At 55.0% G+C, this 26,940-nt stretch carries 20 protein-coding genes and 2 pseudogenes; 8 read left to right on the plus strand and 14 right to left on the minus strand.

Annotation, left to right across the window (positions count from 1 at the left end; translation table 11 throughout):
- The first annotated feature begins 154 nt into the window (after positions 1-154).
- On the plus strand, positions 155-694 hold the full coding sequence (locus KTH_RS02875; protein ID WP_497616336.1) for a GNAT family N-acetyltransferase: 540 nt from the start codon (positions 155-157) through the stop codon (positions 692-694).
- Positions 695-750: 56 nt separating this feature from the next.
- Here KTH_RS02875 and KTH_RS02880 read toward each other — a convergent pair whose 3' ends face one another.
- The gene (locus KTH_RS02880) at positions 751-1,566 is read right to left on the minus strand and encodes an SDR family oxidoreductase (RefSeq protein WP_497616338.1); all 816 of its coding nucleotides are present in this window, start codon (positions 1,564-1,566) and stop codon (positions 751-753) included.
- A 218-nt stretch (positions 1,567-1,784) separates the two neighbouring features.
- Here KTH_RS02880 and KTH_RS02885 point away from each other — a divergent pair.
- From KTH_RS02885 to KTH_RS02900, 4 genes and pseudogenes are all read left to right on the plus strand, one after another.
- Positions 1,785-2,192, plus strand: a pseudogene (locus KTH_RS02885) (thiamine pyrophosphate-binding protein); the annotation flags it as partial.
- 163 nt (positions 2,193-2,355) lie between these two features.
- A pseudogene (locus KTH_RS02890) lies at positions 2,356-3,557 on the plus strand (RNA-guided endonuclease InsQ/TnpB family protein).
- 37 nt (positions 3,558-3,594) lie between these two features.
- On the plus strand, positions 3,595-3,807 hold the full coding sequence (locus tag KTH_RS02895) for a hypothetical protein (RefSeq protein ID WP_497616340.1): 213 nt from the start codon (positions 3,595-3,597) through the stop codon (positions 3,805-3,807).
- 16 nt (positions 3,808-3,823) lie between these two features.
- The gene (locus tag KTH_RS02900; protein ID WP_497616343.1) at positions 3,824-4,741 is read left to right on the plus strand and encodes a transketolase family protein; all 918 of its coding nucleotides are present in this window, start codon (positions 3,824-3,826) and stop codon (positions 4,739-4,741) included.
- Between the two features lie 47 nt (positions 4,742-4,788).
- Here KTH_RS02900 and KTH_RS02905 read toward each other — a convergent pair whose 3' ends face one another.
- Entirely contained in the window at positions 4,789-5,877 is a 1,089-nt protein-coding gene (locus KTH_RS02905; protein ID WP_497616345.1) for a phosphotransferase enzyme family protein, read from the minus strand.
- Between the two features lie 303 nt (positions 5,878-6,180).
- Between KTH_RS02905 and KTH_RS02910 the strand changes: the two genes are divergently transcribed.
- Together KTH_RS02910 and KTH_RS02915 are read left to right on the plus strand one after the other, a co-directional pair.
- Positions 6,181-7,335: a radical SAM protein gene (locus KTH_RS02910; RefSeq protein ID WP_497616347.1), complete on the plus strand. Its 1,155-nt coding sequence runs from the start codon at positions 6,181-6,183 to the stop codon at positions 7,333-7,335.
- A 387-nt stretch (positions 7,336-7,722) separates the two neighbouring features.
- Positions 7,723-8,880 (plus strand): beta propeller repeat protein, encoded by a 1,158-nt coding sequence (locus tag KTH_RS02915; protein WP_497616349.1) that lies wholly within the window; start codon positions 7,723-7,725, stop codon positions 8,878-8,880.
- A gap of 56 nt (positions 8,881-8,936) precedes the next feature.
- Here KTH_RS02915 and KTH_RS02920 read toward each other — a convergent pair whose 3' ends face one another.
- Both KTH_RS02920 and KTH_RS02925 read right to left on the minus strand, forming a co-directional pair.
- Positions 8,937-10,283, minus strand: coding sequence for an NAD(P)/FAD-dependent oxidoreductase (locus tag KTH_RS02920; RefSeq protein WP_497616352.1), 1,347 nt, complete (start codon positions 10,281-10,283; stop codon positions 8,937-8,939).
- Between the two features lie 169 nt (positions 10,284-10,452).
- On the minus strand, positions 10,453-11,268 hold the full coding sequence (locus KTH_RS02925) for a GNAT family N-acetyltransferase (protein ID WP_111323017.1): 816 nt from the start codon (positions 11,266-11,268) through the stop codon (positions 10,453-10,455).
- Between the two features lie 313 nt (positions 11,269-11,581).
- On the opposite strand from KTH_RS02925, the gene KTH_RS02930 reads away from it, so the two are divergent.
- Complete coding sequence (locus tag KTH_RS02930) at positions 11,582-12,262, plus strand: HAD family hydrolase (protein ID WP_111323019.1); 681 nt, start codon at positions 11,582-11,584, stop codon at positions 12,260-12,262.
- 47 nt (positions 12,263-12,309) lie between these two features.
- Here the strand turns inward: KTH_RS02930 and KTH_RS02935 are convergent, their stop codons facing one another.
- The 10 genes from KTH_RS02935 to KTH_RS02980 all read right to left on the minus strand — a co-directional run bounded on the left by KTH_RS02935 (position 12,310) and on the right by KTH_RS02980 (position 26,670).
- A complete protein-coding gene (locus KTH_RS02935; protein WP_111323021.1) occupies positions 12,310-13,149 on the minus strand; it encodes an ATP-binding protein in 840 nt (279 codons plus the stop codon).
- A 1,014-nt stretch (positions 13,150-14,163) separates the two neighbouring features.
- Positions 14,164-14,640 carry a GNAT family N-acetyltransferase gene (locus KTH_RS02940; RefSeq protein WP_170142613.1) on the minus strand — a complete coding sequence of 159 codons (477 nt, stop codon included), beginning with the start codon at positions 14,638-14,640 and terminating at the stop codon, positions 14,164-14,166.
- A gap of 88 nt (positions 14,641-14,728) precedes the next feature.
- The gene (locus KTH_RS02945; protein WP_111323025.1) at positions 14,729-15,187 is read right to left on the minus strand and encodes a DUF3592 domain-containing protein; all 459 of its coding nucleotides are present in this window, start codon (positions 15,185-15,187) and stop codon (positions 14,729-14,731) included.
- A gap of 523 nt (positions 15,188-15,710) precedes the next feature.
- The gene (locus KTH_RS02950; protein ID WP_497616359.1) at positions 15,711-15,887 is read right to left on the minus strand and encodes a hypothetical protein; all 177 of its coding nucleotides are present in this window, start codon (positions 15,885-15,887) and stop codon (positions 15,711-15,713) included.
- 583 nt (positions 15,888-16,470) lie between these two features.
- Positions 16,471-20,574: a DUF6788 family protein gene (locus tag KTH_RS02955; protein ID WP_497616362.1), complete on the minus strand. Its 4,104-nt coding sequence runs from the start codon at positions 20,572-20,574 to the stop codon at positions 16,471-16,473.
- Positions 20,575-21,201: 627 nt separating this feature from the next.
- On the minus strand, positions 21,202-22,194 hold the full coding sequence (locus KTH_RS02960) for a 1-phosphofructokinase family hexose kinase (RefSeq protein WP_497616365.1): 993 nt from the start codon (positions 22,192-22,194) through the stop codon (positions 21,202-21,204).
- A gap of 2 nt (positions 22,195-22,196) precedes the next feature.
- On the minus strand, positions 22,197-23,105 hold the full coding sequence (locus KTH_RS02965) for an SIS domain-containing protein (protein WP_170142615.1): 909 nt from the start codon (positions 23,103-23,105) through the stop codon (positions 22,197-22,199).
- Positions 23,106-23,282: 177 nt separating this feature from the next.
- Positions 23,283-24,314, minus strand: a complete 1,032-nt coding sequence (locus KTH_RS02970) for a tagatose 1,6-diphosphate aldolase (RefSeq protein ID WP_111323037.1) — start codon at positions 24,312-24,314, stop codon at positions 23,283-23,285.
- A gap of 709 nt (positions 24,315-25,023) precedes the next feature.
- On the minus strand, positions 25,024-26,154 hold the full coding sequence (locus KTH_RS02975) for a hypothetical protein (protein ID WP_137686030.1): 1,131 nt from the start codon (positions 26,152-26,154) through the stop codon (positions 25,024-25,026).
- Positions 26,155-26,166: 12 nt separating this feature from the next.
- On the minus strand, positions 26,167-26,670 hold the full coding sequence (locus KTH_RS02980; protein ID WP_111323041.1) for a hypothetical protein: 504 nt from the start codon (positions 26,668-26,670) through the stop codon (positions 26,167-26,169).
- Positions 26,671-26,940: the final 270 nt, after the last annotated feature.

The following is a 26,940-nucleotide window of genomic DNA, read 5'->3' on the forward strand; positions in this document are numbered from 1 at the left end:
GCAGCTATTTGGCAAAGATTGTATAGTGTCAAAGAACAGCTCTCTCATGCTCGTCCTGGGTCTGACCTCAAGCCGAGTTTGTACGCTTCGTATTGAACTGTTCGTGTCGAGCATTCATCACCACGCAACAAAAAGAAAGGACAGGAAAAGCCATATGCAACCACTCTATACGGTGAGGCTGATCGAAAAGTCCGATCTTCCCTTTCTCTGGGACATGCTTTGTGAAGCAGAAAACAACAATGCCAAACAGGAAGAACATGACAATAGAAAGGCGCCCTATATGCCTCTCTTCCGAAAATATCTGGAGCATTGGGGCAGATGGGGCGATACAGGCATTATTGCCGTTACTGAGCGAGGCCACCGCCTCGGCGCGGCCTGGTATCGTCTCTTTCCGCCACAGGAGCCCGGTTACGGCTTCGTCTCCCCGGGAGTACCTGAGCTCTCGATCACAGTGCGACCGGAAGCCCGCGGCCTGGGCGTGGGGAGCGCGCTGCTACAGGTCTTGCTCGGGGTCGCCTATGAGGTGGGATATAAGCGCATCAGCCTCGCGATTGAGCGGGATAGCTCGGCCCTCAAGTTCTATCAGCGCTACGGCTTTCATGATGCTGGTATTTCACAACCAACAGATACTACTGTGACGCTCATTCATTCTTTTGCCTGTGCTTATGAAAAATACGTCGGTTGCGTGGTCTAAGGAGGAGAACGCGGCAAAGCCTGCCCGCCGAGACAGGTTTTGCCGCCAGGCCGCTATCAGACACCACTGAAGGCAGAAAAACCGCCATCAATCGGCACCACAATTCCTGTGACAAAGGAGGCCGCCGGACTGACCAGCCAGAGCAGCGCCCCGGTCAGGTCGGCAGGTTCACCAAAACGGCCCGCAGGCGTATGGTCGAGAATCGCCTGTCCTCGTGCCGTATAGCCTCCCTGTGGATCAAGCATCAGAAAGCGATTCTGCTCTGTCAGGAAAAAGCCCGGCGCCAGCGCGTTGACCCGAATACGCGGGCTATACTCGCGCGCCAGATACACTGCAAGCCATTGCGTGAAATTATTGATTGCCGCCTTCGCCGCGCCATAGGAGACCACACGGGTCAGCGGGCGTAGCGACGCCATCGACGAAATATTGACGATACAGCCCGCGCCCTGCTCTGCCATGCCCTGCCCGAAGACCTGACAGGCAAGCAGCGTTCCGGTAAAATTCAACTGGAAGGTTTCGCTGATCGCCTGCTCATCCAGCGCGAAAAACGGCAGTTCAGGGGATGTGGTCGCCTGTGCCCGGTTGCCTCCCGCCGCGTTCACCAGAATCGAGGCCGGGCCGAGTGTTCGGGTAATCTCCGCCTGCACGCGCTCTAAATCCGCCCGTACAGTCACATCACAGGCAAACGCCCACGCCTGCCCCCCCTCCTGCTGAATCGCCGTCACAACACGCTCACAGGCCGCAAGCCCGCGACCCAACACGACGACTTTCGCACCAGCCCGGGCCAGCGCGAGCGCCATTTCACGCCCGAGAACCCCACTTCCTCCGGTGATTACGGCTACCTGTCCACGAATCGAAAAAGGATCGGTCATAGTCTCTACCTCCTCTTGTCCATCATTGTATCTCATAGAAGCGATTCCTGTCCCTTTGGACAGCAGAAAAGACTGTCCTTCAACCGACCTTTTGAACAGCGCTGAGAAACTGAAAGAGCGCTATACTGATGAAAGGATGTAGAACACGCGTATATCTCAGCAGCAAGAGGAAGACAAGCATGCAGGTTCAAGCTGATTTTGATACCGTGAAGCGCTTTATGTCGCTCGCGACAGGCGACGAGAAACATGAACCAAGCGCTCACTCAACTCTCGATATCATCTGGACGCTCTATGATCGCGTTCTCCGCTTTGATCCACAGAACCCGCGCAGTGAGGAACGGGACCGCTTTGTGTTAAGCAAAGGACATGGCCCCATCGCGTTTTTTGCCGTGCTGGCCGCAAAGGGGTTCTTCCCGCCAGAAGAGCTCAAGCGCTTCGGCACCTGGGACGGCATCCTCGGTGGGCACCCCGATCGCAATCAGGTACCCGAAGTGGAGGTCTCAACCGGTTCCCTGGGACATGGCCTTTCTATGGCAATCGGGATGGCCCTGGGCCTGCGCATCAAGCGAAGCGACCGCCGCGTTTTTGCCCTGATCGGCGATGGCGAGACCAATGAGGGGAGCATCTGGGAAGCCTTTTTACCAAAAAGCGGCAGAAGGCCCCTGGCTTCAGCCAGGGGGATGGATGGCGCAGGAAGCCATCAGAGGCAGAACGTTCCCCTTCGCTTGACAGAAGGCAATCGTTGTGTTAGGATACGCGAAGACAGTGAGGACGAACAAGGAGCAAGGGATGCTGATCTACGAATACAAGCTGGATGGGTCGAAAGCACAATTCGCCGCCATCGAGGAAGCTATCCGCACCACCCAATTCATTCGCAACAAGTGCCTGCGCCTCTCTCTGGATGGATGCACGCGGCGTCTCCAGGAATGACCTGCAGCGGTATTGCGCTGTGCTGGCCAGACAGTTCCCTTTTGCGCTCTCCCTCAACTCTCAGGCCCGGCAAGCTGCCGCTGACCGAGCGTGGGCTGCCATCTCCCGTTTCTACGAGCACTGTCGCCTCAAGATACCCGGCAAGAAGGGCTATCCTCAGTTCCAGCGTGATTGTCGCAGTGTCGAGTACAAGACCACGGGCTGGAAGCTGGAGGCCGATGGCATTCATATTCGCTTCACAGATGGCTGCGGCATTGGCCGGCTGCGCCTCATCGGCTCGCGTGATATCATGACCTTTCCCCTCTCACAGATCAAGCGGGTACGACTGCTCCGGCGGGCTGATGGGTATTCTTGCCAATTTGCGGTGGCGGCCACTCGACGCGTTGAGCATCAGCCCTCTGGCAAGCAGGTAGGCATTGATCTGGGGCTGCGTGCCTTCTTCACTGACTCCGAAGGCAACACCGTGGCTCCTCCTCAGTATCTCCGCAAGGCGGAACGGCGGCTCAAGCGGCTGCATCGTCGGCTCTCGAAGACGCAGAAGCGCTCCGCCAAGCGCAAGAAAGCCCGTCAAGCCCTTAGCAAAGCGTATCTCAAGGTACAGCGGCAGCGCGAGGATTTCGCCAGAAAGCAGGCGAACGCGCTTGTCTCGTCTCACGATCCTCTTTGCCTACGAAGCCTTGCAGATCCGCCATCTCGTCAAGAACCGTCATCTGGCCAAGAGCATTTCTGATGCGGCGTGGGGGCGCTTCCTCTGGTGGGTGAGATACGATGGCACGCTGCATCAGGTTCCGGTGATCGGGGTGGAACCGGCCTACACCAGTCAGAACTGTTCTCGTTGTGGACAACGGGTGAAAAAGAGCTTGAGTATGCGTACGCATCTGTGTCCTGGCTGTGGGCTGCTCCTCGATCGCGATCACAACGCCGCCTTGAATATCTTGCACAAAGCGCTACAGGGTACCGTCGGGCAGACGGGAACCGACGAGGGTGTCTCGTCGAACGCTTCTGGACAGCCTGCCGCTACGCGTCGTCGCACTGCGGCGCCGCGCAAGCAGGCTGGATGAAGGAAGAATCCCCGCCCTTCTGGCCTGGGGAGTGTCAATGGCGGGAAACCTCCACCTGCCCAACCTGACCTGTATTCTGGTGAATAACCATTCCAGCACTCGCGATCTGGGCGATATGGCGGCCAAACTCACTTCATTTGGCTGGACCAGCACCACCATCAACGGGCGCGATCATGAGCAGATCTATCAGGCTCTGATCCAGCAGGATCCCACACGCCCCACTGCCGTTATTGCCGATATTGCACGCTGAAGAGGGAGGAAGCACGATGAGCGTCGCCATAGAACAGCGTATGCGTCACCATATGAAGCCCCTTTTTCTTGATATCCTGGGGCGTGATCCACGCACAACTGTTGTCCTGGCCGATATCAGCCGGGATATCCTGACCGACGTGATAGAGCGCTACCCGGACCGCGTCATCAATGTCGGTATCATGGAACAGACGATGATTAGCGCCGCCGCCGGGCTGGCCCTTGAAGGTTTTATTCCTATCGTCCACACGCTGACGCCGTTCCTTGTCGAGCGGCCATACGAGCAGTTGAAGGATGATTTCATCTATCAGCGACTGGGCGGCAACTTCATCAGCTCAGGCGCATCCTATGACTACAGCATTCAGGGAATGACCCATCATGGACCGGCTGATGTGGCGCTGCTCCGCAACCTGCCGGGCATGCAAATTGTCGTCCCGGGTACCACTGAAGAGTTCGACAGCCTCTTCAGGCAGGCCTACGCCAACGGTGCCCCCACCTACTACCGCCTGAGCACAGAAGAGAATCCAGCGCCCCAGAACACCACATTTGGCAAGCTGACCATCGTTCAACGCGGCACACAGGCCACTGTAATCGCGGTCGGACCGATGCTCGGGCGCGTCCTGGAAGCAGTCGGTGATCTGGATGTCACGGTGCTCTATTGCACGACTGTCGCGCCATTTGATGCCGAAACGCTTCACGCCGAACAGCAGGGAGACGCTGTAATTCTGGTTGAGCCATACTATGAAGGAGCGCTCGTTCCTGAGATCACCGCGGCTCTGGAAGATCGCCCTGTGCGCATCAAGGCCATTGGCGTGCCCCACCAGATCCTTTCGCGCTATGGCACCTATCAGCAGCACAATGAAGCGCTCGGCCTCACGGCCCGGGGTATTCGCGACCGTATCACGCGCTTTCTCCAGCAGCCCACACGACAGTAGCAGTTGGCAGAGCCGGTTCCAGGTTTTTGTATCCCTGGAACCGACTTCTAGTGAACGATATGCTGTTCTGCCTCAACGCAGGCACGAAGCCGCTGCATCGCCGCCGCAAAGCCCTGCTTCTCGGGAGCAGGCTCTTGCTGCAAACAGCGATTCATGTCGCGCACCAGCACCAGCGCCTCAAAAAGCTGAAGCAGCCTCTCATAATCGTCAGGGAGGGCACGGATCTGCATATACCCATTGAAGAACGCGAGACGGAGAGCGGCTTCATTCTCTCGACCAGCCAGCCCGGCCAGCATTACCGCGATATCGTAGAGGTAGTAGCCAAACTGGCATTCTTCAAAGTCGATTGCCCGCACCTCATCCTTATAGAAGAGATAGTTGGTCTGCTGAAAATCGCCGTGGATCAGGCCGTAATACGCCCGCGTCTGGGGAAGCGAGTGCAGCACCTCCTCGGTCTTCTCTACAAGCGCGATCAGGGTTGCATGATCCTCGACCGAAAGCAGATCGGGATAATGCTGAAGCAGAAACTCCCGATCATAAATCGTGCGTGGGCCAAAGAACTGCTGCCAATCCCACACGGGCCGCGTAAATGAGGCGGGTGGTGAATACGTTTCGGCATGCTGATGCAGCCGCGCCATAAAGAGCCCCACGCGCTCCAGACGTCCCGGGGTCAGGCGGCTATCAACAAAGCGACCTTCTACCCAGTGGAACAGCGCACAGCGCGGGGTCTCCGGTATATCTTCTATCGCGACATTCACAATATAGGAGCCGTTTCGCGAGAGCACAGGAGACGGTACTACCAGCTCGGTATCATGGCGGAGCGCGGTCAGCCAGCGCAGCTCAGACAGCAGGGCCGGGGTCTCCAGCGCTTCGGGACCATAGATCCGCAATACATAGCGACTTTTCTCGATCTGATACGATACTTCTCGCTCCTCTATATCCTCTTCCTCCTCTTCTTCTACTTCGGGCGTGAGGAGAATCCTTCGTGTGGCCGCAACACGAAAAAGTGTATCAGACCGCTGAGAAAGCAAACTTAAGCGTGCGCTCCCGAGATCATAGTGCGTCAGAGCGGCCTCAGCCAGCTCTCGTAAACGGCGAACACGTGAATTGTACGGGAGTTTCTCGATTGACTCCATTCCCAATAAACCCTCTCAACAACAGAAGGAGTGTTTGCACGACACCCTTTGTATGCTTTATTCCGCCTGCCGCCACGCAGCAAGCGACGATCACACACACACCGATCAGGCAGAGCGGAAGCCTGGCCGCCATCTTCGGAGCGACAGCCAGTTCTATTCTGTTGCCCCTTACGATAGCATAGGGATCGGGGAGAAGACAAGACGCTCAGCATGAAAAACGCCTTCAGTTCGCCGATAGGGCAATGCAAAAAGTACCACTATGCGCTCTTGACAGGGTAGAATCTTTGTTCTATACTTGCTTCTATGCATGTACAGATTCAGCCTGATACCATCACAAAATTGCTGCACAGCGGCACCGAGTTTGAGCCAGCGGGCGACCGCCCCCGTGAGGAGCGCAAGCGAGCCCCGCGGCAGGCTACCAGCCTTGCGGAGTGCATCACGCATCTGAGTACGCCAAAGGGAAAGAAGCCCGTGCTCAAGGCCATGCTCACGACCGCCTGTGAGCGCAACTGCTTCTATTGCCCCTTTCGTGCCGGACGCAGCATGACCAGGCGCCTGACTTTCTCACCCGACGAGATGGCACGCGGCTTCGAGACGCTCTACCGTGGCGGACAGGTCGACGGGCTCTTTCTTTCATCCGGGATCATTAAGGGGAGCATCACCACCCAGGACAGAATCATCGCGACCGCCGAAATCATCCGCAAGCGCTATCATTATGATGGGTATCTGCATCTGAAGATCATGCCGGGCATTCAGTATGAACAACTGTACCGGATCATGCAGCTTGCCGACCGGGTTTCAGTCAATCTCGAAGGCCCGACCGAGGAGCGATTAAGCGCCCTTGCACCGAAAAAAGAGTTTATGCACGAATTGTTGCGAATGCTTCAGCTTGCCGAGCAGATCAGGCGCGAACACCCACACGAGCGCCTCGCCAGCACCGTCACACAGTTCGTTGTCGGGGCCGTCGGCGACACAGATCTTGAGTTGATGACGCTTAGCCAGCAGCTCTATCAGCAGATGGGGCTGACCCGCGCCTACTATTCCGCCTTCACGCCAGTTCAGCAGACACCGTTTGAGCAACTACCGGCAACCTCTGAACTGCGAGAGCTTCGGCTGTATCAGGCCAGCTTTCTGGTGCGCTCCTATGGCTGGAATATCAATGAGCTCCCCTTTCAGGAGAATGGTAACCTGCTCACCACACTGGATCCTAAACGCGCCTGGGCCGAACGCCATCTGCGTCAGGCTCCCGTGGAAGTGATGACCGCCTCGCATGCACGATTGATGCGTGTCCCCGGCATCGGCCCTCAAACAGCCAGCGCTATTCTGGCCGCACGCCGCACCTCACGCCTGACCGACCTCTCACAGCTTCGTGCCCTCGGCATGGCAAACCCCGAACAGGCCGCGCCCTATCTTCTTCTCAGCGGACGCCGCCCACTCACTCAGCGCACCTTGTTCTAAACTATAGGAAAGAGCGAAACCCCACTGGCACCCGATTCGTGAGTATACAATGCTTTGCGAGCACTCCATCTCTCCTGAAAAGGAGAAGAGCCGCTTCCCCATTTTGGGGTAGGCGTGAGATGAGCCTGGTATCCAGCCTGTAGCTATCGCAACCCTCACATCTGGTGAGAGTGGTTTTCACCTCCGTAATGAAGCAAGCAATGCAATCCCCAAAATGCCATGGACAAACCAGAAAAACCACTTTCATGCTTGTTTTGCCCCCTCATAATGAGGGAAATATGAGGAAACAATGAGTATTCGATGAGTATTCAGTGTGGGCTTTTGCGCTGTATGCATGCATACTGAGAGGCATGAAAAGTTTCTCAATACCAAATTTCTGGAGTATGTATGAAACGAAAAAGCTTCTGGTTTATCGCTCTCTTGCTCTGTTTGCTAACTCTATCAATGAGCGGGACAGCCCACGCGGCAGCGCGACAATGGAAGGTCGTGCCCAGTCCCAATTCAGCCGAGAACAATGGATCTCTTAGCTCAATCGCCTTTACTCCTGAAGGGAATGCCTGGAGTGTTGGTTATGCCTATACCGACGGAGGCCAGCATTTCCAGTCGCTCGCTCTCTATCGGAGTGCCAGAGACCAGCAATGGAAGGTCGTACCCACGCCGCAATTCGCCGGGGGAAGCAGTGTTCTGTCATCTGTCGTTGCCCTCAGTGAGAACAACGCATGGGCGGTCGGTTCCTATACGACAGCATCGGGGCAGAATCAGCCGCTGGTGCTGCACTGGGATGGTTCTTCATGGCAGCGAGTGAAGAGCCCCACACCGGGACAGGGCTCCACTGGCACCGAGCTGAACAGCATCACCGCCATTTCGGCTAATAACATCTGGGCCGCTGGAAGCTACTTCGACGGCACCTATACCAGGACGCTGGTTGAACACTGGGACGGCAAAGCGTGGCAGCTTGTTCAGAGCCCCAACGTTGAGACAGCTCAGGATAGCACCAACAAGTTCCGCAGCATTGTTGCTCGCTCTGCAAAGGACATCTGGGCCGTCGGTGAGGCCGCGCCTCCCATTCCCAATTCGAAGCCGATGCTTCAGCACTGGGATGGCAAAAAGTGGCAGGTTGTTCCCTACGAGACAACAGAGTCCGGTCGCTTGCTGAGTGTCACAGCCCTTTCCAAGAATGATGTCTGGGCCATCGGTCAGACCTACCAGGGCCCAGGTGAGCCCCTCACGCTGCACTGGGACGGCAAGCAGTGGACGCGCGTTGAAAGCCCCAGTCGGAACGAGATTTCAGGTCTTTATGGAGCCGTAGCACTTGCGAAGAACGATGTCTGGGCGGTTGGCTTCTCCGGTAGCTTCGATGGCGAGACGCTGGCGATGCACTGGGATGGCAAGCAGTGGACAATCGTTGAGACTCCGCGTCCCGATGAGACTGGCGGCTCACTGCACGCCGTTGCTCTGGATCCCGCCACCAACAATCTCTGGGCGGTCGGTTTCTCCAACATGAACAGTATCAGTCCCAGGACATTGACAATGCTCTATAGCTAAAAAGCAAGCGAGAGGCTACAGAATGCGTAGCCTCTCGTCTCTGCTTTGGCGTTTGCTCAAGCGGCAGACGCCTTTTTCTCTTTCTCCTGCTCGGAAGGCGGCGTCTTCGGCCCCTTGAGCAGCCCATCCTGAGCGAAGACCGTAATCAGGCGCACGCCACGGCGCGAGCTCAGGTAGGCACGAGCCCACTGCATCATCACCAGCAGCCGATTCGCGAAACCGATCAGGTAGACAAGGTGGACCGCCAGCCACATAAGCCAGGCCACAGGACCGGACAGCTTCAATCCCTTAAACAGGGCAACTGCGGAGCCCCGCCCGATTGTCGCCATGCTGCCTTTATCGAAGTATTTGAATGGAGCAGGCGCGGGCTTGCCCTCCACGCGTCGAGTAATCAGATCCGCCACATAGGAACCCTGCTGAAGCGCTGCCGGAGCCAGACCGGGAACCGGCTTCCCGTCCAGGACACAGGACGCGGTATCACCGATCACAAAGACATCGGGCAGATCCTTCACACTCAGATCAGGCTCAACGACCACTCGCCCGGCGCGGTCTGCCTCGACCCCAAGCCAGCTCGCAGCCGGAGACGCCTTGACGCCTGCGGTCCAGAGAATGGTGCTTGCGTTGATTCGCTCGCCGCCCGCGATCACGCCGTTCTCATCGATCAGCGATACGGCTGTGTTGGTGCGCACCTCGACCCCAAGCTTGACCAGCGCCTGCTTCGCTTTATGGGACAGGGCTTCCGGGAAGACAGGAAGCACACGCGGCGCCATCTCTAGCAGGATCACGCGCGCCATTGATGGGTCAATGTTGCGGAACTCCGACTTCAGTACTTTGTGGGCTACCTCAGCAATCGCTCCGGCCATCTCAATGCCGGTCGGGCCAGCACCCACGACAATAAAGGTCAACAGCTCACGCACGCGCTCAGGGTCCGTTTCCAGCTCTGCCGCCTCGAATGCCAGCAGCAACTTATGACGGATCGCCCGGGCATCCTCAATTGTTTTGAGTCCGGGAGCGTATTTTCTCCACTCTTCATGACCAAAGTAATTTTCACGAGCTCCCGTAGCCAGAATCAGATAATCATATGGGATAGTCTGATCTCCCATGAGAACTTGCTTCTTCTGCGTGTCAACACCGGTCACCTCGGCCATAATCACCTGCGTATTTCGCTGGCGTTTGAGCACATGGCGCACTGGTGCAGTGATTTCACCAGGGGACAGCGTCGCTGTCGCAACCTGATAGAGTAAGGGCTGAAAGAGATGATGGTTCGTTCGATCAATGACCGTCACCTGAACAGGGGCGTTGCCTAGCTTCTGTGCGGCACGCAAACCTCCAAACCCGGCACCAACAATCACAACACGAGGACGTGAAGACAGAGAAGAGGCTGTTTCTTGTGTCTGTTTCATACAACTCACTCCAATTTTTTTGACACAGATACCACGACATTGTTTTCTTTCAGCCTCATTGCTTGCAATCACATGTCTATCTCAAGTTCTAGCTATACTATACATCAGGAATCGATAGACTACAACAGTTTCAGCGGAACGCCCGCGAAGAAAGGCGTCAAAAAGCCAGTCAGGCCCTCCACGCAAACGAGCGAATACGGCAATATTCCCGAAAACCAAGCCCGGTATAGACGTGATAGCCTGCTGCCGATGCCATGAGCACGCTCACGCAGTAGCCCGCCTTACGCGCCTCACGCAAGGCCACAAACGAGGTATAGGAGCCGATACCATGCCTGCGCGCCTGGGGAATGGTCGCCACGTTATAGAGTCCCGCGACGCCTGCCCCCAGAAAGATCGCTGCTGTCGCCACAGCACGCCCGTAGAGCCGTGCCAGATATCGCCGATAGGGCCGCTTCTCGCCCAGCCCAAGCCGCTGCTCGAAATCGATCACGCTCTGCTCGATTGGCTCACGCGCGTAGCCGTATGCGACATTGCTCACATATAACCACTCACGCAGGGCCGCGGGCGTGCGCACCAGCTCAACCGTCAACCCTTCAGGGGCCAGACGACGCCGAGGCAGCGTGGTCAGATCCAGACCCATACCCGGACCCTCTCCACGATAACGCAAGCCGTGCCGCGCCAGCCGCTTCCCGAGCTCAGGCGGAGCAGCCGAGGGCATCAGCCACCAGATCATAGGAACATTGCGCCGCTGAAATGGAGCCAGCACCGTCAGAATCTCCTCGTCGAGCCGCTCAGGCGTGAGCCGCGAATGCACGACCGCATTGCAGAACGCGTCGTCGCTGTCACTCAGAACCGCGATCAGGCGGTGCGTGTTGGTAATGGTTGCGTTGTTCGCCGCGCCAAAATAGAAGAGCAATTCAGCCAGATTCTGCTCTATTGCCTCGGTAATCGCTGGAACCCCGGTCGAAAAAAGCACCTCAGCCATATTTCTCCTTTATGAGCAGATACACGTTTTCTTTTCTCTGATAGAACTACGCCACTTCGCACGCTCATTTTTCACGCTCGCGCCGATGCTCAACCACTATTGAAGCAAGCAGCCGGGAATGAATCGCGCACCCCACACTGTTGGTAATAGATGAGGAAAACAAAGAATATCTCCCACAAGTACCATTCAAGCAAATCAATTTTGTCTCTTCAAGGTCGACAGCATATCATAAAGAGGACATTGCATCTCCTCCCTTCTGGAAAAAGGAGTAGTTGCAAGTTGCAGAAGAGAGAACAGGATCTATTGTATAGCTATGTTAAAAGCAGTTATCTTTGACTTTGATGGTTTAATTATTGATACGGAGCTTCCCGAGTTCGAGACGTGGCGTGAGACATTTCAGGCATTCGGCGGAACGCTCAATCTGGAGAAGTGGTTACCGATGGTTGGCAGCGGAACAAGCACCGCTCCGTTTGATATCTATGCCTATCTGGAAGAGCAGGCCGGACGTACGCTTGATAAAGAGGCTATCAGAGCCGAACGCCAGCAACGGTATCTGGAAAAGATCGCGACACAACCACTGCTACCGGGCGTCGAAAAACTGATTTATGAGGCGCATCAGCAGGGTATCGCAGTTGCTGTGGCCTCCAGCTCTACCCGGAGCTGGGTTGAAGGACATCTTAAGGAGCGCGGGTTGCTTAACTATTTTCACAGCATCACGACCGCCGATGAGGTCGAGTTTGCCAAGCCGCGCCCCGATATCTATCTGAAGGCGTTACAGAAGCTCAACATTCAGCCGCATGAGGCAATTGCCCTCGAAGACTCCCTGCATGGCATGCGAGCCGCGAAGGCTGCGGGCATTTACTGTATTGTTGTCCCCAACACGCTGACCCGACACTTTGATTTCTCCGAGGCTGATCGGCGCATCTCCTCAATCGCTGAGCTCTCGCTGGCAAACCTGCTGCAAGACTTCGCCGACGCCGACGTAAGCCGATAACACAAGCAATGCCAGAGCTCAGTGAATCGGGCTCTGGCACCGAACAGCTATTCCCACGGACCAAGCGGCACGCAGGTGGTGATGTCGTGAAATCGCTGCCAGCGCTCGGGGTCGGGCTCGGTTCGGCCTGCCAGCGTCAACACGATATTGGAGGGCATATCTCCGTAGTGGCCGTCTAGCAGCCCACGCAACCAGCCATCCAGATACACCGCCGTACGCTCATAGGAGTCGCAAAAAAGGCCTACGGTATGGCTTGCGCTCAGGGTGCGCGCACCCGCCAGAAAGAGCGACGTCAGTACCTCCAGCGGCTCCTGAAGCAGGCGCTCTTCTTCTTTGTTCTTCAGCTTTGTCGCAACAAAGGCAGACCAGTTTTTCATCTGCTCTTCCACCTGCTCCTCATCCACCAGACGAAAGATCAGGCCGCTCAACGGAATCTTCTTGCCGATATGCAGACCCATTTTCGCCACCATGCCACCGAAAGCAACGAAAGGGGGCGGCTTCTGTCCCGCAGGATCGGCCATAAGCTCTTTCATCCGTTTCTGGTAGAGCGCGTGGCGCTGAAAGAGCGGCTTAAACGCTTTTTCGTCGAACTTCGCAAGCTGTCGAGCAAGCTGCATCATCGCTTCAAGCAGATCTTCGGCGCTCTCATCAATCCATGCGCTGACGCCCTGTGCCGCGGCCAGCACATCGACGTACCGACGCAGCAGGAGCGTTTTTCCGCTCCCCTGTGGACCGGTCACGATGAAGAGGAATTTTCGTTCTTCGTCTTCAACATCACGTGCAAGGTTCTCCTGATAAAGGGTCAGTTCCTTTTCACGTCCCCTGAATACTTCCTGTTGACGTCTGCGCCGGATAAACTGCAAACTCTCTTTATTATAGAATGACAATCTTTTCTCCTGATCGTACTTAGAATAGGAATCATTCTCTTTACTCTATATATCTGATGCAAGCAAGGCTTGTCTATGAAGAAGAACACACTGGCTCAGAGCACCACCGGGGTTCGGCGCATTTTTAGAGGGCGGAGAATGGAGAGAGCCACCTCATGCAAGCACAATGCTCCCCGTTTTGAAGGTTTGGGATGGTTGAGCGCAACTCATGCAATAGGAGAGAGAGGAGCGAGGGCGGGGGTCAACGCCCTCGCTATTGTGAGGAAATGGGGCTAGTAGCGTAGGTAGATATCGACACGCTAATGTTTCACATCCGAAACAACGCTTTACGCTTCGCTCACACCGTATACTGTTCTTGTGCCACCGCTACCCGGTGAGCAAGGGGACCACGAATAACAGTTGCTGAGTCCAGGTACTTTGCAAAATAACCGGAATGCAGGAGAAAGGAATCCCCTCCGCGAGCATCCGTCAATACCATCCCCACCACCGCAAATCCCGCGATACATACATCTTCCAGTTTTCTTTGTAAAGCACACCCCGGTTCTCTCTATCCCTTCCAACATCTCCCCTTGCTTCTGTACCGGATGCGTCGTGCATCACTGCACTACTTATTAGATACATGATCTGTGGCTCGGAGAGAAGTACATCTATGGGGCAAAGAGGGGGCAAAAAGGGGACAAATCAGCGCAATATGTCCATGCATCGCTCTCTTCGTGCACATATAAGGTAGAGGATGCGCACAATGACTTCTGCTTTTATTGTAATTGATAAGCAAATTGATGAACGTTGAGCAAGAAGAGATCGTAGCAAATAAAAAGAAAAGTGCAAATCTATTTTTAAGAAGAAGGAACATTCTCAGTCTCTAGTAATATAGGGATGCTTCAAAGACGCTTCAGGTCATTGGGATGCAACCTGTCTTGATAACCGAGCCTATCAAGGAAAAGCGTCGTTCCCCTCCCGTCACCCGTGGGGAGCAGCCAGACAGAAGGACACGTGCTGGCTGCTTCTTTTTTGCTACGACAACAGCAGTTCCATCTCGGTTTGCTTGCCCTGACCCCGCGTAACAAAGCCATGCTTCTCATAGACTGGCTTCCCCTCGTCGGTCGCTGAGAGCCAGATGCGCCAGGCTCCACTTTCACGCGCAAACTGGATCAACGCACTCAACAGGCGCGAGGCGATCCCTCTGCCCCGCCATTCGGGAAGCGTGTACATATTAAGGATGTAGGCCTCTCTGCCGGTCCCAAGACGCGCTGAAGGTGGAGGATCAAAGAAAACCAGGCCGCTGGTTCCGACAACGGTGCCGTTTACCTCGGCAATCCAGCTCACAAAGCCGCCCGAGGGAACCTTTTCACACATGTACTGGTACGTATTCTTCCAGAGCGCCTGGGGGTTCTGCACTTCATATATCTGGCTGAGGAATGCGACCCGCAGATCGGTCAGGATCTCAATATCATGCTCAGTGGCACGCCGCACTCTTATTTCTTCATTCATGGAAGGTATCCTTTTTCCTGAGGTTACTGTTTGCTCCTCATTATATACTGGTAGCAGCATCCGATGCTATCCGGGTGGAGAAAGAGAATCAGGCCTCGACGTGGTAGAAGGTCGGGTCATCAGGATCGATGTGCACCGTACACCAGGAACCCGGAGTGTAGCGTTGATAGTGATACTGAGTCCAGGGAATTTCTTGCTGAAAGTGATAGATTCTTCCTGTATCGCTGATCCATTCCAAATGAAGAATGTAACACTCGTAATGACCGCTATCCGCTTTCCACTGGCGTTCCTCGATTCGAGTTATCTGAGCCAGAATAGAGACCCCATGCCGTGCGAGCCACTGCTTTTTGTTCCGCCGTGTGAACCCATCAAACAGAGCTAATATGATCGCCCCGACGAGAAAGAGGATGCTAAACAGCACTGAAACTTCCGACCTGTTGCAAAAGAGCAAAAGGAGGATGAAGCAGACACTGGCAAACAGGAGGGCCAGCAACCCAATTCGCCGCTCCTGCCGAAGAATCGCTTTTTTTTGCGGATCTTTGAGCATCGGGAGTTCCCTCTTTCCTTTCGTATACCTCTTTTCCCTACCAGTAGTATACGCGATTTCACACCCTTTATATAGAGCTGTAGAGCTGTCAATCTCTCCATCGTGCTGACAGATCCCTATATATGCTCTCCATCTTTCTTTCTATGGCATAACCATACCATCGTAAGGGGAAACGAGGCACATCCCGAACGCGGACAAAAGAGAAACGCCCTCTGTGAACCGTTGCAGAGGGCGTTTACTGCGTTTCCCTACCACCCATCATCTCGCCTTCCATTTTGCGTATTCTGGCACGAAGTCAGGTCGTGGATACAAGCAAGGGCCCGCTTCGTACATCAGTCATAGTGTGACATCACTCTGTCCTTTCCTGCACCATCGATGCCAAACGCAACGGGGCAGTTGCGCCACATCCACGATGCTTCTAGAGCCGCCCTGCTCACACACCATCGGCGCGATCTTGCAGGGGGCTCAGGACCTTCTGCCCACTTTACGACATACGCTTCTACAAAGGAGAGCGAACAACACGTCACGGACGTGGATATGCAATATCTGGCTTGAAGACGGTTCCGCTCCAGGACATCAGGCCGTGCCATACATCGACATGGGCAACGGCACTCAGAAGCACGAAGGTCAACACAAGGACGGTCACAAGGGCGAGGAGCACAAGTACAAGCAACTGGCGGTTACGCAATGCGAGATTCATCCTGGCACATCCTTCCGCGGGAGCAACCGAAATGGGTGTGTCATTCGGACTGCTACTCACCTGCTCTGGTTCGACTTTCCAGTATAGCGCAGGCTCAATTTGGAAACCGGGTCGTACTCTCGATATAACATGCATGCCTTTCGAGAGCCGCAAGCGATTATGGGTGGAAGCTCGGGCAAGTAGCGCCGATTTCGCACACCGTCATTCTTCTGAATGGGTTTGTGAGGACGAGCCTTCTGCGCCCCGCTATAAGCAAGTAGAACGGTGTCTGCAAAATCGGTCTTACTGCACGACCGCGATTACCGACGGGTCTATCAGTAATTCGCTTCCGAGAAGAATCATACCCTGCAATGAGGGGGAAATGTGGCGGATTTTTCGCAATTTTCGGAGGGTGCAGTATACGCGGGCAAACCGCGGGAGGTCGTACAACGAAATAGAGTTCGCCACCCTCGTCGTAAGAGATCACAAGGTAGAGTAATGGTCGCAATCTGCGATGGACCTCGCGCACCTTATGGATGAGTTATGCTTTGCTACCAATCCTTCTGCTATTTTAGCAGAAACTATTCCTCTATGAAGAACTGTATTAGTTACGAGCTGCAGCTTTATCGTATCTTACAAGTATATTCTCAATTTGTCTCAGATATATCTTTGCTCCACACTCTTTATATATAAGACGCGCCTCGTTGAGAAATTTTAAACCATTCGTACTTACTTTTTGTTCTCTATGTTGCAACAGTAATGCCCCATAAGCAGACAATGTATGCGCCAATTCTATACGCATTCCATTCTTCCTGTTTATACTTATGGATCTCTCAAAATATGTTTTCGCCTTTTCTAGCTCCTGTCGAGAATACACAACCAGCCCTAGCAAACGATAACTTCTTCCTTGTAGCCATTCCAATTCATACTTTTTGATATCTCGTAAGGCTTGCTGTATATACGCAAGAGCTTTATCGCTTTCGCCCATTAGCAGAGAGACCTGAGCCATAGCAAGCAAACCCTCAACCTTTGTTTCAACCTCCAACCCCTCTATACGCAGAGCTTTTTGTAATGCATACATTGCCTTTTTTAAGCACTGCCCTCTATCTCGTAATCGCGTCATATCCGGAAAATCGATAGGGCTGACCTCAGAAGAGAGTAAGATTCGCAGATTGCCCAAAGCGACAAGAGCCATCCCAACATAGGGAGGAATATATACAGTATGGCAAAGCTTCAACGCTTTAACCAGTGTCGCAAAAGCCGCTTCAATTTCACCTTGATCTTGCTGCGCATAAGACAAATAAATACTCATAACACAGACAGATGCAGGCTCAACAATTTTCTCAGCAAAGGACACACCTTGACTTAGCTCTGTCACTGCATCAACAAGGTTCCCTATTCGCATGTTCAGCACACCTATATTGGCATGAATAAATGCTATTAGCGGCACCTCACCTATACGTTCCATCATACTTAAAGAGCGCCGCAATACTGATTGTGCATTCAGGAATTCTCCTTTTCTAAGAAAGACATCTCCTAAATCCATATTCACCATGGCCACATCTCTTAGGCGTTCATGCCGCTCAAAGAAGGCAAGCGCAGTATTAAAGTAATTTATCCCTTCGCTACATCTCCCTCCTGATGCTTCAATTAATCCCAATAGCCTGTATACAGGACCAAGTTCAATGGAGTAGTTACCGACAAGGATACGACGGATATTTGTCAAATATTCATCCTTCTCGCTCTGCTTGCCGGGCTCCTTCATCGAGTTCTCGAAGAGCGTAAGTGCTTCTTGAGCCGATTGTCTGGCTTGCTCATAAGCGCCCTCGCGCCAGAAGGTGTAGCTCTGCATCAGTCGTATCTGTGCCCATGCAGCCCCACCTTGAACCCCTGCCTCCCGCAAGATCTCTTCACCCTTTGCATAACACTGACGAGCAGGCTCATTATAGGCCGTATCATACCAGGTAACCCCGATCGCACACCAGAGCAACGCCTGCATCTGCGCCTCTTCTTCGGAAAGAGAGGTATCGCCATAATTGCTATGACGCACATCTAAAGCTTGCTTATAAAATTCTCTTGCAGCTTCATCTTTCCCTTGAACACGGGTGCATTCGCCGAGGCATTCAAGCAGGTAGGCGTGATGCTCCTGCTGCTCGTGGTGGGTTGCCAGATGTTGCAGGGCAATCCGGTAATATTGTTCGGCATTGGGATAGTCGGAGAGCCGATGTGCACGCCGTGCCGCCATCTCCGCGAAATAGGTGATCTTGCTCGGGGCCGCGCCACCTTTCACAAGGTGCTGCGTGATGTTGGCCGCCTCCTCTTCCTCGTGACCAGCATACAACCGCTGAAATACATCGGCCGCTCGCCGGTGCAGGCTGGCCCGACGTGCCGCCGAAAGCTTCTCATACAGGTGGTTAATCAGCAGCGGATGCCAGAACTGATAGGTAATATGCGTGCCGGTTCCCTCCTCGGTCAGCATACCTGAGCGCAGCGCCTCCTCTAATAGATCAAGCACGCGATCCTCGTCGGAACCGGGGGTCGCTGCCTCCATCTCGCTGATAACCTGAAACTCGAAAGGACCTCCCAGAACCGCCGCCTTGTTTAACAGGCGCTGACAATCAGGGCTCAACCGATCAAGTCGTAGATCGAGCACCGCCGCGATTGTTTCGGGAAGCTGCTCATCCAGCGATAGAAGATCGTTCTTGTCGCGCGCCAGCCCCGCCCCGATCGTGCGCGCCAATTCCTCGGCAAAGAACGGGTTCCCCGCCGCCCGCGAGCTGATTCGTTGCACCAGCGGCTCCGAAATATAGGGCACAGCCGAGACCAGTTTCCCGATCTCATCATCAGTCAGCGGCTCAAGAGAGACAAGCTCAACGGCACGTTCTCGCTGAAGGTCGGTCAGCAGGGCGCGTAACGGGTGGCCCTCTGGCAGTTCATGTTCGCGACACGTCCCGACAATCACGATCGGGTGACCCACAATCCGCCGGGCAAGGTAAGCCAGCATATCGCAACTACTCCCATCGGACCATTGCAGATCATCCAGCACAAGCAACAGGGGGCAGCTCTCGCTAATAAGCGTCAGCAGGTGTAGCGAAGCCTCTTTCAGGCGCAACTGCTCCTGTTCGGGCGAAATGGCCTGCGTATACGTCTGGACCGGAGGCAGGTGGTCAGCCAGCTCAGGAAGCAGCGCGAGCAGAGGCTGAAACAGTTGCGGGCGCTCGGTCAGGGCTCGACGGGGCCATGTCGCATTTGAGATCGCACGGCGTAGAATCTCGGTCCAGAGACGATAGGGAATCGAGCCTTCCTGAGCATAGACGCGGCTCCATGCAATCGCCCACCCTTTACGCTTGGCCTCACGACCGACCTCTTCAGCAAGACGCGTCTTCCCGATCCCGACTTCGCCCAGAACCAGAGCCGTCTGAGCGCGTTTCGGTGTATCCAGAGCCGAGACCACCGTGCGCTTCTGGACCGTCAGCTTGAAACGGTTCGCGTTCTCAATCTCCGTGATCATGCTGGAAAGCGCGGCAAGCTCTTCCTCGCGCCCCACAAGAGGGCTCTGATGCTCACGTCCAATGCGCACCGCCTCGGGACGGGTGACTCGCGTGCTCGCTTCGTCCTCGGTCGGCTGCTGGGTAGAGACGGGGTCGAGCGAGAGCAGCGCATCTTTATTGCCAGAGCGCAGCATCTCGTACAAACGGCGTGTATCTGGAAGAGGAGCGATATTATATTCTTTCTGCAAGACAGAAACCAGGCTCTTATAAATGCGGATCGCTTCAGCACGCCGCCCAAGCGAAGCAAGCAAACGCATCAAACGCTGTACCGCTGCCTCGTTCGTGGGATCGACCGAAAGCAGACGGTCAAGCGGCTCAATCGCTCCTGGCAGCGCCTCACGCAGCACGCGTAGATCAGACAACTCAAGCAGCGCCCCGATCCAACTCCGTTGCAGTGAGGAACGACGTGTCAGTGCAGTCTCAAGCCGGCGCTCCTCCGGCAGAAAATCGCCACCATAGAGCGTCACGGCCTCATCTAAATAGTGCTCGGCCTCGCCCTCATCCCGGGTTGTGTGAGCCTGATTCAGCAAATATTCAAAATGATCAGCGTCAATCCAGACCTTTGACTGATCGGCAAGCACCACCATTTCCCGCTCAGTCAATAACAGCTCAGATACAGCATGGCGTCCCCGAGAAGGCTCAAGAAGCTGACGCAGGCTATAGACAGCCTTATCGAGACGCCCGGCGGCAGTCTCGAAATCGAGATCGGGCCAGAGCGCGTCCATAATCTGCTCACGGCCAAGCTTGCGCCCGGGACTGCTCACCAGGCATCCAAGCAACGCCCGAACACGCTGATGCTGCCATGACGATTCGGTCACGGTTTCCCAGGTGGCAGCGCGTCCTGTACGCCGTTCCAGCCGAAACTGGCCGAGGACATAAATACGAATCAGTGCATTTGAGAGCTCATCCGCCCGCTCCTGCATGGTTGGCGGCAATTGATCTCTGACCTGGGCCAACACCTCTTCAGGCAACTGTTTCCCTACATAGGAACGCGTTGTCTTGCCATCAACGGTTTTATAGGCATACCAGTACGGGCCGTGGCCGTTTCCTTCCCGGCACTTGCGGCAACGTGACTTCCCGCAATAACTGACTTGCTGGTGATAGGTTACTTTGCCAACTGTAATCGTCGTCGCTGTAGTGCTGATATTCGTATTCATGGACACTATTCTTTCCGACTAGCCAAAACTCTCTGCGGGGTTTGTCAACCTCCCTGCTGACCGCCCCGTCTACATAGAGTATACAAGGAAATATAAGAATCGTCATGAAAGCAGAAAACAAGCTCTAAAGTATGCCATAATAGAAAACTTCTAACATTATAACAGAACCATAGATAAAAAAAGAATGGCAAGAAATAGGATAAATGGGTCTACGGAAAATATATATAAAATTTTAATGCGAACGATATCGTATCAAAAAAAGACCTCCATTCAGGATCGAGAGATGCCCGCCTGTATTCCTGCTTCTCTGCGCTCGCCACTCGCCAATTACTCACACCAAACAGAAGACACCGCTCCACAAGCACAAGATATGACAGATGGGAAAGCGCCCTTCACAGACCAGAGCAGAGCAAGCATCTATATGAGCAGGGAGGGGCAGAGCAGGTTTCCACAAACGGCAGAGATACATAGGTGATTTTCTCTTTTTCAGTGAGGCAGTTCACAATGAAGCAGTGAAATAGGTTATTCTCTTTTCGCGAACAATCAGGCTATAATCAAAACAACACGAGCGACCGTCACCTGTTCAGGGGGTTGAGGGTGACAGGACGCTCGTATTATTTCGTCTATTTATGCTGTAACACGCTGTAATATGACCTGTTGCATCAACCGCTCGACATCCTCTCGCTGCAGCACACCGGCACCGGGCTGACGAGTGTTGGCGGTTCCGCACGCGAGCGCCTGCCTGAAAGCCTGTTCCAGCACCGCATCAGCGGCGGCAGCCTCCACGATTGAGGAAGACGCGCCACGTTCGACAGCTTGATAGAGCGCCGCCAGCATTCCGGCAACAAAGGCATCACCACAGCCAACCGTTGAAACCGGCTTCTCTGTGCTCAGGCTCCCATACCAGGCCCCACGAGCCGAAACCAGCACCGCCCCTTCGGCACCAAGCGTGATAGCGACCAGCTCCACGCCGTGCTGACGCATGCGCTGTCCCGCCTGCACGGCCTCCTCAACGCTGCGTACCGCTCCACCGACAAAGGTCTGAATCTCTGTCGCGTTCGGCTTGACCAGCAGAGGGCGAGCTTCAACGCCGGGACGAAGCGCCGCCCCGCTCGTATCCAGCGAGACCGGAACGTTCTGGCCATGCGCCACTTCAATCAGGCGAGCATAGAAATCAGTGGGAAGACCGGGCGGCAGCGAGCCTGACAGCGCAACCAGCTCCACATCAGCAAGCAAACGCCGAAACAGGGTCAGAAACGCCTCAGCCTCAGCAGGCTGAATCGCGGGCCCGGGCTCGTTGACCTCAGTCACACGATTCTTGTTCAGCTCGACAATAGCGGTACAGGTGCGAGTCTCTCCGGCTATCTGCTGGAAGGTAGCTTCAATGCCAGCACGCGAGAGCCCGCTTTGCAGAAACTCCGCAGCAAGCCCACCGGCAAACCCCGTCGCGGTGACGGGTAGACCGAGCGTGTGCAGCACTCGCGCCACGTTCAGCCCCTTGCCACCGGGCAGCTTGAGCACGCGCTGTGCCTTGTACGACTCCCCGAGCTGAATCGTCTCAGGAACCATCAAGGTCGTATCGATTGCAGCATTCAGCGTGACAGTCAGAATCGGGCGCATCGCTAGGCTTCCGTCTCTGAAAGAACAATGGAGCGGCTCAAGTGGCGCGGTGCCATTGGATCAACTCCACGGGCCTCGGCCTTGCGCAGCGAGAACAGTTGCCCCTGCGCGATCGTTACCAGCGGATCAACACCGGGCCAGTATACGCTTGCACCCGTCTTGCGCACATCTTCGATGACCGCAGCAACGGCAGGATCATCTTTTCCATCCAGGCACCAGACAAGCGAGTTCTCGTCAAGGCTGGCAATCGGGCCATGCCGGTAGTCAAGCGTCTGGTGGCTCTCGGGCACCAGAATTGCGGTCTCCTGCAAATTCAGTGCGGCGGTGCGAGCCAGTCCGTAGCGCCAGCCACGCCCGAGATAGACCACGTGGTTAAAGCGCAAATAGGGCTTCGCGTCAAAGGTATTCAATGCTTGCTCAATCTCTTCGGCGAGTCCGGGCTGCTCACCGGCAATCAGCAGGCGCAGAGCCAGCGAGACGGCTACAATAAAGCGGGTCTGTACCACACCCTGCTCAGAAGCGAACTCAAGCGGGAGCACAGCATCAGCCAGCTCCTCAGCCGGGGAGCCGCTATCACCAACCAGCACCAGCGTACGAATTCCTTCGGCCTTCGCACGACGCAACGCGGTCAACAGCTCGGTTGTCGTCCCTGAGCGGCTGATAGCAATATTGGTCCAGCCCTTACGAGGCCGATAATCAGAAGGGAAGAGCGCCTGACCTGGAGCACCCTTTTCCTGCTCATAAAAAGCTGCCAGCGCCGCCGACACGTTGTACGAAGAGCCACAGCCCAGGAAAGCCAGCGGGCCTTCAAAGAACGGGGCCAGTTGTGCGCGATAGGCTTCAACACGCTGATAGGTCTGCCGCAAAATAGCGGGAATACTGCGAATGTCCTGTTCGATAGCCGTCGTCATACTGTTCTGCTCCTTCATCGCATTTTCACAAAAATAGACGCAAGAACGCATGTACTGTCATCAGGACGGAGCACATGCTTCAAGCACACCCCTGTACAGCATCATACCAGAAAAGATAGGTAAAGGGGAATTACTCCCGGCAAGGCAGTAACTCCCCTTCTGATCTGCTCTGTTTGCTTAAATGACCTCGATATTGTCCTTACCGCCGTAGAAGTCCCACCAGGGTTTTGCGCCCTTGCTGAGCACCTTATTCAGTGCAGTAATGTTCTTCACGCCCTGATCTTCAAGCCAGCTTCTCAACGCGCTCGCGCCGCCCTCGGCATAGACCTTGATACCATCCTGCCAGGTCGCCCGACCGCAAAGCACACCAGCGAACGGGGTATCGGCTTCAGCAGCCAGCTCCAGGGTTTCCAGGAAGACAGCATTGCTGACGCCAGCGCTGAGGTAGATAAACGGCACACGCGACACAGACGCCGTCTCACGGAAATACTGCTTCGCCTGCTCACGTGTGTAGGCTACCTTGCCCTCAGTATTGGCCTGCGTGCCCTCAACATACTTCATGTTCACCGGGACTTCAACCTTGAGCACATCGACGCCATACTGCGGCTTGGAGAACTCGGCCATGTACTTCTTGACCTTCTCTGGCTTTACTTTGGCAAACTCGAAGCTCTTCTCGTCGCCGATCTCATCGCTATAAGCGATTACTTCCAGGAAGAAGGGAATGTCATACGCGCGACACTCAGCGCCAACGCGCTCAATAAACGCCTCTTTGCGGGTGTTGATCTCGCGGGTATCGTCTGGATCATAGTACATCAGGATCTTGATGGCGTCAGCACCGGCCTCGACCAGACGGCGCACCGACCAATCATCCAGCAGATCAGGGAAACGACCCTTGACTGTTGCATCATAGCCGGTCTTCTCATAGGCCAGCAGCATGCCGGCATGAGATGCGCGATGTTTGGCAGCCTCCAGACCGTACTCAGGATCGAGCAGAATCGCGCTCGCGTGCTGCGTCAGAACCTCTGCTACCTGCACCTTGAACTCGCTCAGCTCCTCAATGGACGCCTCGCCTCCCTTTGCCTTCCCAATCGCCTTACGCAGAGAGCCTCGCTGATCCATTGCAGCAGCAGCGATCACGCCGCGCTCGTCGGCCAGACGGTTGATATGCTCGAACTTACCACGTGAAATCTTTACTTTTGTTTCTCCCATTTTCTTCACCCTAAACTTCTTGTACGTCTACGTACCTGTTATGATAGCGGCCTGTACGCCGCGGCAACCCTGAACCAGGGTTTTTATCACAAGGCAGCATTCTTTGCTGCCTATCTGCTTATCTGTGCGTTTGTTTGTTTCCCTCGCGAAGCCGTTGCGGGCTCTTCGCAATTCAAGCGTATCACGTAAAGCCAACGGACGTCAAACAAAACGTCGCACTCCTGACGTATACAAGGTACGCATCGCATCGGCAACTCGTTGCACAAACGCCTGATTCGCACTCCTGGTTGCTCCACCAGCTATCAGCAGCGCCCCTCCATAGAGCCAGCGCCCTACCTATCAATGGAGCCGGGTCGTACTCTACCATATGTTGAATGGTTTATGCCAGCTCTTCCCGGTTCACGATGCGCGCCGACGGCCACAAAACGCAGTCATCACAAATTAGACGACAAACCGAACGGGCCCGTTGAAGCAAGAAGGCTTTCTCGGGATGGAGAAGCACTACATTACCAGATCCATATATGGAAGAGCCGGTTGCTTCTTGCTTCAGGAGCACATAAAAACGGGAAGAGTCTGAACAGATTTACACTTCTCACTATATCATAACAGAACATGAAAAAGAGATGGTAGATAGGAACACCTATCTCCATCTCTCACCGGGATACATTGCCTGTGAGTCGGCAACAAGGGTACGAACCGAACGGAGGAATTATTGCTTCTCTTTCAGTGGATAAGGAGTGCCAAGCGGCCCCGTCACGATCCGTCCGTTGAGCAGCGTCGCCAGCTCGACCGCGATCGCATCAACCACGGTGCCACCACGCGTTATCTGAAGCTGCTCCTGGGAGTGGCGAAGCTCCCGCAGCGCCTCTACCAGTTGTTCCGCCTCTTTTCTGGTGCGTTCCAGCTCCTCTTCTGCGGAACGCGCGCGTTGCAAGCGAGCGATGATATTGTTCAGTGAGCCAGCAACCGGCCAGAGGAGGTTTTCACGAGTCAGCGGCACCCGCGCGTTCAGGTCTCCATTCGCGACGCGTGTCTGTGTCTGGATAATCTGCTCAATGCTCTGGTCGAGCTGTTCCATTTGCAGCGCCTTCTCCTGCATCTGAATCGCCAGATCGTGTTCAAGCCGCGCGATCTCTTCGGCCCGATCAGCACGAGCAATCGCCCGGCCAGCACTGCGCACCCAGAGATAGGCGATCAGCGCGACCGTAATATAGATGTTCGTGGGGATCAGCAACAGGTATGGCAGGCCAAGTTCTAGCAGCCGCGCAACCGTCGTCGTATGCGGCAGGAAAGCCAGCGCCCACCAGGCAAAGCCACAGTTAAAGAGCGCCACCCCAAAAACAACACGAGGAGGCAAAAGCGACGCAGCCAGCAGCTCCGGGATCACCAGAATACAGAGGATTGGCAATGAAATCACGCTTATGCCGCGTGGCGAGCAGAGCAAGACGAGCATGGTTGCGGCAATACAGGCACAGACCGCGATCCAGCCGGCCAGCATAGTCGAGCCGAAGCGGTTGACCACCAGCGCGAAGATGGTCGCCAGCGCCAGACCAGCCACAATCAGTGTCGGTGCCAGGGTCGCGGCTCGCAAGGCCAGCGGTAGAGCCGTCAGCGGCAGGAACAGCAGCGCCAGCAAGATCAGACTCGCCAGCCTCCCCCTGCGATAGGTTTCCCGCTTCTCCATATCCATCAACTCACCCGGCTTCTCAGGGGCTGCCAGCCGATACCACCAGCCCAGCAGGCCACTATCACCGGACCCCTGAACGCGCAAATAGGAGGGCACCTTTGGAAGCTTACTTGAATCGCCCTTGATACGCACTTTTTCCGCCTTCCACATCATCCAGCTCCTCACTTAGTCCATATCCACGACGCGAATGGAGCGCAAATCAGAAATAACCTGCTCCACAACTCCCGGCATAACAAAGAGCATCCGGGCAATGCGCTCCAGACTCGTCTGTCCATCGATCAATGCATAAACACTGCGATACAGGCGCGGCCACGAGGCCATATGCTCCGCTCCCAGATGTACCAGCCGCCGGGGAACGCCCGCAGAAGAGCGGGCAGCAGCGGTAGCAGGGAGTTCCTGTAACGCGGCCTTCTTTGCGCTCTCGGATAACCTCCAGCGAATTACTCCCAGACTCTTGATCATCTGCAATGCCTGCTCGTTCTCCATCAGGACATGACCGTTCTGGTCAGTAATCGAGCAGGAGCGCACCTTTCCCCTGTCAACCATAATCTCAAGGTGACAGGCTTCCTTCAGCATCGGGCCACCTGAAGGAAGATCCGCCGAGAGCACCCCTGTCCTGCGATGGTATGTCAGGACTTCCAACATGGTCTCTAAATCAAGGATGTACACGCACAAGACCTTTCCTTTGCAATCAAACCGCCAGGCACTTACTGCCTGGAACGCGCATCATTTGGGAGGGAAAAGAGAGGAAAGGGCCCGTTGCTTCTGTCCATCTTCTGTCCATGTATATTCTCCCCACCGATGACATCCCGAAAACCACAGTATTGAAATACAGTATAAACCATAAATTGTTTTTCTTCCGGAAAGTATCCTGATAGAAAAATAACATGCCTGTACCTTCATGTCAATAATAATAAACTTCACCATTCTTCCCTTGCA

Source organism: Thermosporothrix sp. COM3 (assembly GCF_059696735.1).

What these genes read in the sequence shown, in the direction of transcription:
- KTH_RS02965 (WP_170142615.1), bottom strand. Translation starts at nt 23,105, where the DNA reads ATGACGACGGCTATCGAACAGGACATTCGCAGTATTCCCGCTATTTTG.
- KTH_RS02975 (WP_137686030.1), bottom strand. Translation starts at nt 26,154, where the DNA reads ATGATGTGGAAGGCGGAAAAAGTGCGTATCAAGGGCGATTCAAGTAAG.
- KTH_RS02960 (WP_497616365.1), bottom strand. Translation starts at nt 22,194, where the DNA reads ATGCGCCCGATTCTGACTGTCACGCTGAATGCTGCAATCGATACGACC.
- KTH_RS02910 (WP_497616347.1), top strand. Translation starts at nt 6,181, where the DNA reads ATGCATGTACAGATTCAGCCTGATACCATCACAAAATTGCTGCACAGC.
- KTH_RS02930 (WP_111323019.1), top strand. Translation starts at nt 11,582, where the DNA reads ATGTTAAAAGCAGTTATCTTTGACTTTGATGGTTTAATTATTGATACG.
- KTH_RS02920 (WP_497616352.1), bottom strand. Translation starts at nt 10,283, where the DNA reads ATGAAACAGACACAAGAAACAGCCTCTTCTCTGTCTTCACGTCCTCGT.
- KTH_RS02940 (WP_170142613.1), bottom strand. Translation starts at nt 14,640, where the DNA reads ATGAATGAAGAAATAAGAGTGCGGCGTGCCACTGAGCATGATATTGAG.
- KTH_RS02945 (WP_111323025.1), bottom strand. Translation starts at nt 15,187, where the DNA reads ATGCTCAAAGATCCGCAAAAAAAAGCGATTCTTCGGCAGGAGCGGCGA.
- KTH_RS02905 (WP_497616345.1), bottom strand. Translation starts at nt 5,877, where the DNA reads ATGGAGTCAATCGAGAAACTCCCGTACAATTCACGTGTTCGCCGTTTA.
- KTH_RS02900 (WP_497616343.1), top strand. Translation starts at nt 3,824, where the DNA reads ATGAGCGTCGCCATAGAACAGCGTATGCGTCACCATATGAAGCCCCTT.
- KTH_RS02950 (WP_497616359.1), bottom strand. Translation starts at nt 15,887, where the DNA reads ATGAATCTCGCATTGCGTAACCGCCAGTTGCTTGTACTTGTGCTCCTC.
- KTH_RS02875 (WP_497616336.1), top strand. Translation starts at nt 155, where the DNA reads ATGCAACCACTCTATACGGTGAGGCTGATCGAAAAGTCCGATCTTCCC.
- KTH_RS02895 (WP_497616340.1), top strand. Translation starts at nt 3,595, where the DNA reads ATGGCGGGAAACCTCCACCTGCCCAACCTGACCTGTATTCTGGTGAAT.
- KTH_RS02955 (WP_497616362.1), bottom strand. Translation starts at nt 20,574, where the DNA reads ATGAATACGAATATCAGCACTACAGCGACGACGATTACAGTTGGCAAA.
- KTH_RS02880 (WP_497616338.1), bottom strand. Translation starts at nt 1,566, where the DNA reads ATGACCGATCCTTTTTCGATTCGTGGACAGGTAGCCGTAATCACCGGA.
- KTH_RS02915 (WP_497616349.1), top strand. Translation starts at nt 7,723, where the DNA reads ATGAAACGAAAAAGCTTCTGGTTTATCGCTCTCTTGCTCTGTTTGCTA.
- KTH_RS02970 (WP_111323037.1), bottom strand. Translation starts at nt 24,314, where the DNA reads ATGGGAGAAACAAAAGTAAAGATTTCACGTGGTAAGTTCGAGCATATC.
- KTH_RS02925 (WP_111323017.1), bottom strand. Translation starts at nt 11,268, where the DNA reads ATGGCTGAGGTGCTTTTTTCGACCGGGGTTCCAGCGATTACCGAGGCA.